This is a genomic window from Streptomyces sp. NBC_01471 (genome assembly GCF_041438865.1).
GTDB lineage: Bacteria > Actinomycetota > Actinomycetes > Streptomycetales > Streptomycetaceae > Streptomyces.
In genome coordinates this window covers 7,315,725-7,327,611 of record NZ_CP109450.1, presented here as the reverse complement: position 1 = coordinate 7,327,611, position 11,887 = coordinate 7,315,725, and the positions used below count along the sequence as shown (strand labels likewise).

Here is an 11,887-nt window from a genome sequence, read left to right as displayed (position 1 = left end):
AACTCTGAACAGCTGCCGGGCAGCTCGGCCAGAATCCCGTGTTACGTTCGGCCGATGGCCGAATCTGTCGTACTCGACCCGGTCGATCTGCATCTGCTCCGCCTGCTGCAGAACGACGCCCGGACCACGTACCGGGAACTGGCCGCCGAGGTCGGGGTCGCCGCGTCGACCTGCCTCGACCGGGTGGCCCGGCTGCGCCGCTCCGGAGTGGTCCTCGGCCATCAGCTGCGGCTCGACCCGGCGAAACTGGGGCGCGGTCTCGAAGCGCTGCTCTCGGTGCAGGTACGGCCGCACCGCCGGGAGCTGGTCGGCCCGTTCGTGGAGCGGATCCGGGGACTGCCCGAGTCGCGGGCCCTCTTCCATCTGACGGGGCCGGACGACTACCTGGTGCATGTGGCGGTGGCGGACACCGCGGACCTGCAGCGCCTGGTCCTGGACGAGTTCACGGCCCACCGCGAGGTGGCCCGGGTGGAGACCCGGCTGATCTTCCAGCAGTGGGACTGCGGGCCGCTGCTGCCACCGGCCTGACCGGCCCCGGGAGCGCCGGCCCGGAGAGTGATGGCGCGGAACTCGCCGCCGTACGAAGATGTCCGCATGTCACAGATTCCCAGCAGCCCCCTGCCCCGTCAGGTCGCCGACGCCTACGTCGACTCCCTGATCGCTCTCGACCCGATCACCGGCACCTATCTCGGAGTGCGCGAGAGCTCCCGCGGTCTCCCCGATTTCTCCCCCGCCGGGCAGGCCGCCCTCGCCGCCCTCGCGCGGACGACGCTGGCCGAACTCGACGCGGCGGAGCGCCGGCCGGGCGGGGACAGCGATGCCGAGCGGCGCTGCGGCAGGCTGCTGCGCGAGCGGCTCAACGCCGAACTGGCCGTCCACGAGGCCGACGAGGCGCTGCGCGCCGTCAGCAACATCCACTCCCCGGCCCATGCCGTGCGCGAGGTGTTCACCGTGACACCGGCAGAGACCGAGGAGGACTGGTCGGCGGTCGCCGAGCGGCTCGGCGGGGTGCCCGCCGCGCTCGACGGGTACCGCGAGTCCCTGGCCCTCGGGCTCGAACGCGGGCTGCTGGGCGGTCCGCGCCCCACCGAGACCTTCATCGGCCAGCTCTCGGAGTGGGCCGGGTCCGGCGCGGAAGGCACCGGCTGGTTCGAGAAGTTCGCCGCCGCGGGCCCGGATTCGCTGCGCAAGGAGCTGGACTCCGCGGCCCGCGCCGCGACCGGCGCCGTGGCCTCGCTGCGCGACTGGATGCGCGATGTCTACGCGCCGGCGGTCGAGGACGCACCGGACACGGTCGGCCGCGAGCGGTACGCCCGCTGGTCGCGCTACTTCAACGGCACCGACCTGGATCTGGACGAGGCGTACGCGTACGGCTGGTCCGAATACCACCGGCTGCTGACCGAGATGAAGACCGAGGCCGAGAAGATCCTGCCGGGCGCCGGGCCGTGGGAGGCGCTGGCGCACCTGGATGAACACGGCACCCACATCGAGGGCGTGGACGAGGTCCAGAAGTGGCTCCAGGGGCTGATGACGGAGGCGATGGACGCGCTCGACGGCACCCACTTCGAACTCGCCGACCGGGTACGGAAGGTCGAGTCCCGCATCGCACCGCCCGGCGGCGCCGCAGCCCCGTACTACACGCCCCCGTCCGAGGACTTCTCGCGCCCCGGATGCACTTGGCTGCCGACCATGGGCGAGAACCGCTTCCCGGTGTACGACCTGGTCTCCACCTGGTACCACGAGGGCGTCCCCGGGCACCATCTCCAGCTGGCGCAGTGGGTGCACGTCGCGGACCAGCTCTCCCGCTACCAGGCGAGTGTCGGCATGGTCAGCGCCAACGCGGAGGGCTGGGCGCTCTACGCCGAGCGCCTCATGGATGAGCTCGGCTTCCTGCCGGACGCGGAGCGCAGGCTCGGATATCTGGACGCGCAGATGATGCGCGCCTGCCGCGTGATCGTGGACATCGGTATGCACCTGGAGCTGGAGATCCCGGCCGATGCGCCGTTCCACCCGGGTGAGCGCTGGACGCCGGAGCTGGCGCAGGAGTTCTTCGGGAACCACAGCGGGCGGCCCGCCGATTTCGTGGAGAGCGAGCTCATCCGCTATCTGTCGATGCCGGGCCAGGCCATCGGATACAAGCTGGGCGAGCGTGCCTGGCTGCTGGGCCGGGAGAACGCCCGCAAGGCGCACGGTGACTCGTTCGACGCCAAGGCCTGGCACATGGCCGCGCTGTCACAGGGGTCCCTGGGGCTCGACGACCTGGTGGACGAGATTTCGAAGCTGTAGGGACGGACGTGCCGGCGTGGGCCGTCCGGCACGGTGCGGCGGTGGCCGGGCGCGCGCGGGATGCGCGGGCCCGACCGCCGTCAGCAGCCGCAGTCGGCCGGGCCCGCCGGGGCGGTCACCACAGCGTCGTCCACTCCCCGCCCCGGCCGGAACGGCCGCGCCCGCGCTGCCCCCGGCTCAGCGGGAGGCTCCCGCCGAGTGGTGCCGGACCGCCGAGCCGCTCTGCTCCTTGACGATCTCCAGCTGGGCCGGGATCCGGCGGCGCAGGTCGCCGACATGGCTGACGATGCCGACGCTGCGGTCGCGTTCACGCAGGGAGTCCAGGACGTCGAGCACGTCGTCCAGCGTCTGGTCGTCCAGGCTTCCGAACCCCTCGTCGATGAAGAGCGTGTCCAGCCGGATGCCGCCCGCTTCGTCGGTGACCACGTCGGCCAGGCCCAGCGCGAGGGCGAGTGACGCGAAGAACGTCTCGCCCCCGGACAGGGTCGCGGTGTCGCGCTCCCGGCCGGTCCAGGAGTCCAGCACGTGCAGCCCGAGCCCGGAGCGGCCCCGGCCGCCCGCTCTGGCATCGGAGTGGACCAGGGTGTAGCGCCCGCCCGACATGGTCTGCAGCCGGACGGTGGCCGCGGCGGCGACCTGCTCCAGACGCGCGGCCAGGACGTACGACTCCAGACGCATCTTCCGTTCGTTGTCGGCCGATGTGCCGGCGGTGAGGGTGGCGAGGCGGGCCACTCTGTCGTACTCGGTGCGCAGCGGACCGAGGCCGGTCAGCTCGTCGGCGGCCTGCCCGGAGAGCCGCCGGAGCGCGGTGCAGCGCTGGGCTGCGGCGTCCAGTACCGACGACGCCTCCAGGAAGGCGCGCTCGGCGGTGTCGAACTCCGCCCGGGCGCGGCCGGGGTCGGCCGGCGGGCGACCGGCCGCGTCGGCCGCGTCCTGCTCGGCGAGGCGCTCGGCGAGGGCCGCCTCCTCGGCCTGCCAGGCGTCCAGGCGCTGTTGCAGGCTGCGCTGTTCGCTGTCACCGGTCAGTTCGGCGGCGGCCGCCTGGGGGGTGTCGAACCCGGCCCGGAAGGCAGCGTCGGCGAGCCGGTCGTCGGCCTCCTTGAGCCGCTGGGCGGTGGTGTCGACCGTGCGTACGGCGTCGGCCGCCCGGTCCAGGAACCCCATCCGGTGCTTGAGCAGCGTTGCGTGGTCGGCGACGCTGCCCGCACCGCCGCGCGCCCGCACCAGCTCCTCCTCGATCGCGGCCTGCTCCCGCTCCAGCGCCTCGCGCTGCGAGGTCCGGGCCGCCGAGCGGCGCTCGGCCTGCTGCTGGGCGGCGGTCCGCCCGGTGTGTTCGCGCTCGGCCCGGGCGCGCTCCTCCCGGGCGGCGTGCATCCCGGCGGCCGTACTGTGCGCCTCGGCGTGGGCGCGCTGCAACTCGTCCACGAGACGGGCCAGTTCAGCGGCGGTGGCGCTGCCCGCCCCCGCCCGTGCTTCCGCGACCGCCTCGCGGACGGCGCCGAGGGCGTGCTCCGCCTCGGCACGGACCTCGTCGGCGCGGGTGTGCGTCTCGTACGCCGCCTCCTCCGCGGCGCGGTCCACGTGCCCCGCCCCGGGCCTGGCGGGCGCCGGGTGCTCAGCCGCGCCGCACACCGCACAGGGCTCGCCGTCCAGCAGTCCGGCCGCCAGCTCGGCCGCGACACCGCGCAGCCGGCGCTCCCTCAGGTCCAGCCAGGTCTCGTGGGCGGCGTTCGCCCGCTCGCGCGCGGCGTTCAGCCGCCCCTCCGCAGCCGCCGCGTCGGTGCTGAGCCGGTCGCGGGCGCGGGCCGCCTCCAGCCGGCGGCGGGCCGGTTCGAGCTGTCCTGCCAGCTGCTCGGCACGGTTCGCCGCTTCCTGCGCGGCCTCGATGCGGTCCTGGCAGCGGCGGATGACGGTGTCCCAGTCGGCCAGCCAGCGGGCCGCTTCGCGGATCACCTCGTCGTCCGCGTGCGCCTGGCGGTCCAGGCCCGCGCGCTCGGCTGTGATCTCCGCGCTGCGCCGCTCGGCACGCCGCGCCGCGTCCAGCGCCCCGAGGTCCTGGCGGAGCCTGCGCTCCAGCGCGGACAGCTGGTCCGCGCCCGCTTCGGCCAGCTCCGCGGGGAGCTCGCGCCGGGCGCGCTCCCGGGCGCCGACGGCCTCGCGGTGCTCCCGGACCGCGTCGTCGCGCCGTGCCAGCGCGTCGGCGACCCGCTCCGCCCGGCGCGCCCGGTCCAGCCTGGCGCGCAGCTCCTCGCGCTCGCTCCGGCGGTTCGCCAGCTCGTCGGCGCGGCGGCGCGTCTGCTCGAACCGCTCCTGAAGCCTGGCCAGGTCGCGCTGGTCGTCGAGCGCGGTCCGGGCCGCGGCCTGCCGGCTCTCCGCCGCGGACAGCGCGGCCCGAGCGATGTCGAGCCGTTCGCCTGCTCCGCTGCGGGCCACCGCGGCCCACTGCAGGACGGCCTCCGCGAGGCCCGGTTCGCCCGGCCGGTCGGCGGGCAGCGGCCAGTCGTCGGCGGCCGTGCCCGCGGCTTCGGCCATCCGGTGCGCGAGGGTCAGCAGCCGTTCGTCACCGGCGAGCACCTGTGTCCCGGCCGTCCGGCGCAGTGCGGCGAGGCGCTCCTCGACGGCGGCGAAGCGCCGGGTGTCGAAGAGCCGGCCGAGGAGCCTTCCGCGCGCCTCCGCGTCCGCCCGCAGAAAACGGGCGAAGTCGCCCTGGGGCAGCAGCACCACCTGGCAGAACTGCTCCCTGCTCATCCCGATGAGCTGGGTGATCTCCTCGCCGATCTCCTGGTGCGACTTGCTCAGCGACCGCCAGTTGCCGGTCAGCGGGTCGTACTCGCGCAGTCTGCTCTGCGCCTTCTCCGTGACGAAGCCCTCGCCGCGCTTCTTGGGGCGCGGCTGGGCGGGCAGCCGGGTGACCTCCAGCCGGCGGTCTCCGACGCTCAGCTCCAGTGAGATCTCGGTGGGTTCCCCCGCCGGGGCGTGGTCGCTGCGCAGGGAGGCGCCGGGGGTCTGCCGTGCGCCGGGTACCGCTCCGTAGAGCGCGTAGCACACGGCGTCGAGCACCGAGGTCTTGCCCGCGCCGGTCGGCCCGTGGAGGAGGAAGAGGCCGGCTTCGGAGAGGGAGTCGAAGTCGACTTCCTGGCGTACGGCGAAAGGGCCGAAGGCGGCGATGCGCAGGGTGTGCAGCCTCATCGCGGCACCTCGTTCGCCCCGTCGTCGACGCGTACGTCGTCGATGGCACCGGAGAGGACCCCCCGCTCCGCCGCGTCGGGTCCCGATCCGCCCCGTACATGGGCCACGAAGTCCTCCGCGATCTGCTGGTCGGTGCGTCCCCTGAGGCGCTGGGCGTAGGAGGGGAGCGGGTCCCCGGTGCTCCGGTCCGGCTCGAAGACCAGGCTGAGCGTGTGCGGGAAGCGCGCGGTCAGCCGGGCCATCGGCTCGGTGGGCCGCACCGGGTCGGTGAGTGTGGCCTCCACCCAGGACTCCTCGTGCCGTTCCAGCGCCGGGTCCTCCAGCAGCGCGTCAAGACGGCCGCGGATCCTGGCGAGCCGGCGGGGGACGGGGCAGTCGATCCGCTCGGCGTCGATCTCCCCGGCGGGGCCGAGGTCGATCAGCCACATCGTCTTGCGGTGGGCGGCCTCGGAGAAGGAGTAGGCGAGCGGGGAGCCCGAGTAGCGGACCCGCTCGGTGAGCGTCTGGCTGCCGTGCAGATGGCCGAGTGCCGCGTAGTCGACGCCGGAGAAGACTCCGGCCGGTACGGCGGCCACCCCGCCGACGGTGATGTCGCGCTCACTGTCGCTGGGCTCTCCCCCGGCGACGAAGGCATGCGCCAGGACCACGGAGCGGGTGCCGGGGGCCCGGCCCGCGAGGTCCGCGCGCACCCGGTCCATCGCGGCGGTCAGCACGGCTTCGTGCCCCGCCCTGACCGCCTTCAACTCGTCGCGGACCAGGGCCGGTTCCAGGTACGGCAGCCCGTAGAGCGCCACATCGCCGTGCCGGTCGGAGAGGATCACCGGGGTGGCGCAGTCCGCCGGATCGGTGCGCAGATGTATTCCGGCCAGCCGGATGAGACCCGCGCCCACTCCGAGTCTGCGGGCCGAATCGTGGTTGCCCGAGATCATCACCGTCGCGACGCCCGCATCCGCGAGCCGGTGCAGCGCCCGGTCGAAGAGCTCAACGGCGGCGAGCGGGGGTACCGCCCTGTCGTAGACGTCCCCGGCCACCAGGACCGCGTCCACCTCGCGCTCCCGTACGGTCGCCACCAGGTGGTCCAGGTACGCGGCCTGGGCGTCGAGGAGGCCGACGCGGTGGAAGGACCTGCCCAGGTGCCAGTCAGATGTGTGCAGGATCCTCAATGTACTGCTCCGACCTGCACTTTTACCCTCACTCCTCTTACCGGACCAGCACTGGACGAGTGCCGGACCCGGCCGGCGTCATCGGGTATGCCGGCCCCGGACGCCGCCCAGTCCATCACGGGCCTCAGTCTGCCACCGGCGTCAGGGGCGATGCCGCCGGTGCGCCGTCAGTGGTCCGGGCGGAGGACGGCCCTTCTGCCGTGGAGCCGGCCGGCTTCCATCCGGCGGTGGGTCTCCGCCGCGGAGCTCAGCGGGAGGGTCTCGGTGGCGCGGGGCCGCAGGCGGGCCTCGCTGAGGAAACCGTTGACGGTGACGGCGGCCTCGGCCAGCTCCGCCGCGGTGGCGTGGGAGATGACGAAGCCGACGACCGAGCAGTCCTTCATGTAGAGCGGTCCCGCCGGCAGGACGGGCCGGGACCGGGCCCCTGCGAGGAGCACGATCCTGCCGCGGAGCGCCATCAGATCGACGGCGTTCGTCAGATCGTTCTCGCCCGCGGTGTCGAGGTAGAGGTCCACGCCGTGCGGTGTGACGGCCCGGATGCGCTGGAAGAGGTCGGGATCCCGGTAGTCCAGGACCTCCGAGGCGCCGAGCGAGCGGCAGTACCCGGCGTCCCGCGCCCCGGCGGTGGCGACGACCCGGGCACCTGCCCGTACGGCCATGAGCACCAGCGCGCTCCCGACGTTCCCCGCGGCTCCGGCGACGACGACCGTCTCACCGGCGCGGATCCTGCCGTGGGTGAACAGGGCGAGATAGGCCGTCGCGGCGGGGTGCACCACGGCCACCGCCTCGTACGGATCGACACCGTCGGGCAGGTGGTAGAGCCGGTCCGCCGCCACCACGACCTGCTCGGCGGCGGCCCCCTGCCGGCCACCGTGGCCGAGACTGTTGCTCCACACCAGATCGCCCACCGCGAAGCCCGGTGCTCCCGAACCGGCCGTGGAGAGAGCGGAGACCCTGCCGACCAGGTCCCGGCCGATCACGAACGGGAAGCCGACGGGGGTGCGGAAGGCTCCGGAACGGACGAAGGTGTCCACCGGATTGACCGTGGTGGCCAGCAGATCGATGAGTACGTCGGTGGGGCCGGGCAGGGGCTGCGGCAGCTCTCCGTAGCGGATGACGTCCGGTGTGCCGAGCTGTTCTATGTAGGCGGCATGCATGGCTACGGATCATGACACAGCCCGCGCGGAGCGTCGCGGACCGGAGCCGTTGTCCGTCAACTCGGCCCGGCGGCAGGGTCATAGGGTGCCGGTGTGGAACTGACAACAGCCGACATCATGCCCGGACAGGCCGCCATGCGAGCCGAAATAGGCCCGCTCCTGCGGGCGTTGCGGCCGGATCTCACCGAGACGGCGTTCATGGCTTTCGCCGAGGAGGCCCATCGGCAGGGTCTTGTCTTCACCGCTGCCTACGACTCGGACGGGCGGTGTGTGGGCGTGGCGACGCACCGGACGCTGGCGACGAGCCGCGGCCGTCTGCTGTTCGTCGACGACCTGGTCACCGACTCGCGGGTGCGGTCGGGTGGCGTCGGAAGCCTGCTGATGGAGGAACTGGAGACGCGGGCCCGGCGCGCCGGCTGCACCCGGATCGAACTCGACTCGGGGGTGGCCAATCACGGCGCCCACCGCTTCTACCACGCCCGCCGCATGGTGATCGCGGCCCACCACTTCGCCCGGGACATCAGCCCGGACTGACGGCACGGGACGGGGCCGGCGAGACGACTTGACAGACCCGGACCCCGGGCTTTGACCGGCGGCGCGGGACATCTGCAAGCTTCCGGGCATGGACCGAAGCATCAGTGATGAATCCCCGCTCTTCGAACTCCGCGCCCGCGTGGACGTGTCCGCGGCGCCGGAGGATGTGTACGCAGTCGTCAGCGATCTGCCCCGCAGTGGCGAATGGAGCTCCGAATGCCTCGGAGGCGAATGGGTCTCCGGCGAACCCGCCACGGTCGGCGCCGTTTTCCGGGGTGAGAACCTGCGCGACGAGAGCGTCGTCGCCTGGGCACCGGTCGTCCGGGGAAAGTGGATCACTCAAGCCGAAGTCGTCGCCGCTGACCCCGGTCTCACGTTCCGCTGGGCCATGCGCGACACCTCCGGGAACAGGCAGCAGAGCGTCTGGGGTTTCGACATCGAGCCCACGGAAGGCGGATGCACTCTGACCCACCACTTCCGTATGGACCGGGCGACCGAGGGTATCCGCGGCATTGTCGCGGAGATGGACGAGCAGGAGAAGCGACGGTTCTTCAGTGAATGGGGCGCCAAGGTGGAGGCCGATGTGACGGCCACCCTGGAGCGCGTCAGGGCCGTCATCGACAAGGGCTGAGCAGTACCGCAATTCGACTCCTGAACTCTCCGGCCGAAGCAGTGACCAGCATGCGGCGGCAGGATCCTCCGTCCACCGACGAGAGCTTGGCGGCATGCTTCTACAGCGCACAGGAAATCGCGGATTCCGGCTGGGAACGCTTTTCGAGCGGGCAGCGGCCCGGCATCCGGCGAATGTTCTGATTCTCGACCACGAACTGGGCATCGCGCCGTCGGCCGGTCTGCGGACGACCGTCGCCGAAGTGGCGGACATCGTCGACGACTTCGCCTCCCGGCTGTGGGCCGCGCGGGTACGCCCCGGTCAGAAGGTGGTCGTCCACAAGTCGGACGGGTTCGACATCATCCTCCTCGCCTGTGCGGTGGCCCGCATCGGCGCCGTACCCGTGCTCCTGTCCCCCGCACTGGACGGCACGACGGTCGCGGAACTGATCCGGCGGGTGGGCAGGCCCTTCCTGGTGACCGACCCCGACAAGCTCGCGAAGGAGCTGCCGGACACGGTCTTCGAGCTGGCGGAGCGGGTGCTGCTCACCACCGGAGCCCACGACGGAGCCACCTCCCTGACCTCGCTGGCCGGCGTCGGCCGTGTCGCTCCGGTGGACCTGCCTCCCGAGCGTCCGGCGCTCATCACCCACACCTCGGGGACCACCGGTACACCGAAACTCGCCGTCCATACCGGCCACAGCCTCCAGGCCCGGTACCGGCCCCAGTTGTTGGCCGTCGCTCCCATCCTGGTCAGGCGCGAGACCATCGCCCTGCACGTGTCGTTCGTGCACTCCCGGCTCTTCACCGCGCTCGCCATCTCGCTGCTGCGCGGATTCCCGATCGTGGTCCTCGCCGATTCCGACGTGAAGCGGGTGGGCGACCTCTTCGCCCGTATCCGTCCCGGCGTCCTGGAGGCGCACCCCAACTCCTTCATGGAGTGGGAGCAGCTGGCGGACGACCCGCGTGAGCCACTGGCGAACGTCAAGCTCTTCAGCAGCACCTTCGACGCCATCCACCCGCGGACCGTGCACCGGCTGCTGCGGGCGTCACGGCGTACCGCCCCGGTCTTCGGCCAGCTCTACGGACAGAGCGAGGTGGGCCCGGCCGTGGTGCGCGCGTTCACCCGGCGGCGGGCCCCGGAGGCGGACGGGCGCTGCGTCGGGATGCCGTTCCCCGGTATGACGGAGGTCCGCGTCGTCAGCCGTGCCGGCCGGGCGCCGTCGGAAGCCAGCCCGGGATACATCGAGGTGCGCAGCGACGGCCGCATCGTGACCTACCTCGGCGAGCACGACCGCTATGAGCAGCAGGTCTCCGACGGCGGATGGTGGCGGATGGGCGACGTCGGCTACCGGACGCAGTGGGGGTGCGTCCACCTCCTCGACCGGGAGGTGGATCTGATCGAGGGGTTCGGCAGCACGCTGGCCGCCGAGGACACCCTGCTCGGCAGGCTGGCGGAGCTGAACGAGGTGGTCATCGTGCGCGGCGCGGACGGCACGGCCGTGCCTGTCGTCTGCACCAAGGACGACAAACCGCTGGATCCGGCGGCGTGGGAGGCCGCGGCGGCCGGCCTGCCGCCCATGGCCGCGCCCGTGCACCAGCGGCTGGACGATCTGCCGCAGACGGCCACCACCAAGATCAAGAGGCTGGAGCTCGCGCGGCTCCTCGCAGCGGAGGGCCGGCAGGCGTGAGGGAGCGCGGAAGGAGCAGGACGGCGCGGGCAGTCGTCGTCGGCGGCGGCATCGGCGGACTGGCGGCCGCACTCGCCGTCGCGGGGCAGGGCCATCAGGTGCTGGTCCTCGAACGGGCCGACCGCTTCGCCGAGATCGGCGCCGGTATTCAGCTGGCGCCGAACGGCCTGCACGCCCTCGACCGCCTCGGTCTGGGGGACGCCGTACGGGAAACCGCCGTACGGATGGAAGCCCTGCGGTTCATGGACGGGGTCACCGGTGAGCACGTGGCGAGCATGCCGCTCACCGACGGGTACCGGCGCCGCTTCGGAAATCCGTACGTCGTCGTGCACCGGGCCGAACTGCACGGCCTGCTGCTGGACGCGTGCCGCCGCCACCGTGCGGTCGAACTGCGCAGCGGCAGCGGCGTCGCCGGCTACGAGCAGGACGGCGCCAGTGCGACGGTCGTCCTCGACGACGGCCGCCGGGTCAGCGGAGACGCCGTGATCGGCGCCGACGGCATCCACTCGGCGCTGCGCGGGCAACTCGTCGGCGACGGCCCGCCGGTCGTCTCCGGGCTCACCGTCCACCGTGCCGTCATCGAGATGGGGCGCGTGCCCGAGGAGCTCCGCTCCCCCACCGTGACCTGGTGGGCCGGCCCGGGCTGTCACTTCGTGCACTATCCCATCGCCGGCGGGAAGTACCTGAACCTCGCCGCCAGCCGTGACGACGGCGCGACGGAGGCGTTCTCCGGTGTCCCTGTGACGCGGGAGCGCGTCCGCCGCGAGTTCACGGCCCTGGGTGACGTTCCGCACCGGCTGCTCGAACTGGGCGAGGACTGGAGGTCCTGGGTGCTCGTGGACCGTGAACCGGTGCGTGACTGGACGGACGGGCGGGTGGCCCTGCTGGGCGACGCCGCCCATCCGATGCTGCACTACGCGGCCCAGGGCGCCTGTCAGGCACTGGAGGACGCCGTGCTGCTCGGCAGCCTGCTCGGCGATGCCGCCGACGAACTTCCCGCGCGGTTCGAGAAGTACAACACCGAACGGCGCGACCGGACCGCCCAGATCCAGCTTCTCGCCCGCCACAGCACGCAGTTGTGGCATCCGGCCGGCCCGGCTGCCCGGGCGAGGAACGCGCTGCTGTCCTCCCTGTCGGCGACCGAGCTGCACGACCGTGTGGCCTGGATGCACGGCGCCCGGACCTTCGACTCGGCGGATGCGCTGCCCGGCCCGGGCCCTGCCGTACGCGCCCCCCGGCGGGCGGAAGCATGACCGTG

General features: G+C 72.8%; 9 protein-coding genes. 6 read left to right on the top strand and 3 right to left on the bottom strand.

What is annotated here, in order from left to right:
• The first annotated feature begins 54 nt into the window (after window positions 1-54).
• Together OG285_RS33115 and OG285_RS33110 are read left to right on the top strand one after the other, a co-directional pair.
• On the top strand, window positions 55-528 hold the full coding sequence (locus OG285_RS33115; protein WP_356832306.1) for an Lrp/AsnC family transcriptional regulator: 474 nt from the start codon (window positions 55-57) through the stop codon (window positions 526-528).
• A 66-nt stretch (window positions 529-594) separates the two neighbouring features.
• Complete coding sequence (locus tag OG285_RS33110; protein WP_371793156.1) at window positions 595-2,286, top strand: DUF885 domain-containing protein; 1,692 nt, start codon at window positions 595-597, stop codon at window positions 2,284-2,286.
• A 177-nt stretch (window positions 2,287-2,463) separates the two neighbouring features.
• Here the strand turns inward: OG285_RS33110 and OG285_RS33105 are convergent, their stop codons facing one another.
• The 3 genes from OG285_RS33105 to OG285_RS33095 form a co-directional block, all read right to left on the bottom strand.
• A complete protein-coding gene (locus OG285_RS33105) occupies window positions 2,464-5,475 on the bottom strand; it encodes an AAA family ATPase (RefSeq protein WP_371793155.1) in 3,012 nt (1,003 codons plus the stop codon).
• A complete protein-coding gene (locus OG285_RS33100) occupies window positions 5,472-6,638 on the bottom strand; it encodes an exonuclease SbcCD subunit D (RefSeq protein WP_371793154.1) in 1,167 nt (388 codons plus the stop codon). The genes OG285_RS33105 and OG285_RS33100 overlap by 4 nt, the downstream gene beginning before the upstream one ends.
• Window positions 6,639-6,805: 167 nt before the next feature.
• Window positions 6,806-7,795, bottom strand: coding sequence for an NADPH:quinone reductase (locus tag OG285_RS33095; RefSeq protein ID WP_356832314.1), 990 nt, complete (start codon window positions 7,793-7,795; stop codon window positions 6,806-6,808).
• 93 nt (window positions 7,796-7,888) lie between these two features.
• Here OG285_RS33095 and OG285_RS33090 point away from each other — a divergent pair, with 93 nt between their 5' ends.
• The 4 genes from OG285_RS33090 to OG285_RS33075 all read left to right on the top strand — a co-directional run bounded on the left by OG285_RS33090 (window position 7,889) and on the right by OG285_RS33075 (window position 11,882).
• A complete protein-coding gene (locus OG285_RS33090) occupies window positions 7,889-8,329 on the top strand; it encodes a GNAT family N-acetyltransferase (protein WP_356832316.1) in 441 nt (146 codons plus the stop codon).
• 88 nt (window positions 8,330-8,417) lie between these two features.
• Window positions 8,418-8,960 (top strand): SRPBCC family protein, encoded by a 543-nt coding sequence (locus OG285_RS33085; protein ID WP_356832318.1) that lies wholly within the window; start codon window positions 8,418-8,420, stop codon window positions 8,958-8,960.
• A 94-nt stretch (window positions 8,961-9,054) separates the two neighbouring features.
• On the top strand, window positions 9,055-10,629 hold the full coding sequence (locus OG285_RS33080) for an AMP-binding protein (RefSeq protein ID WP_371793153.1): 1,575 nt from the start codon (window positions 9,055-9,057) through the stop codon (window positions 10,627-10,629).
• A complete protein-coding gene (locus OG285_RS33075; protein WP_371793152.1) occupies window positions 10,626-11,882 on the top strand; it encodes an FAD-dependent monooxygenase in 1,257 nt (418 codons plus the stop codon). The genes OG285_RS33080 and OG285_RS33075 overlap by 4 nt, the downstream gene beginning before the upstream one ends.
• Window positions 11,883-11,887 lie beyond the last annotated feature (5 nt).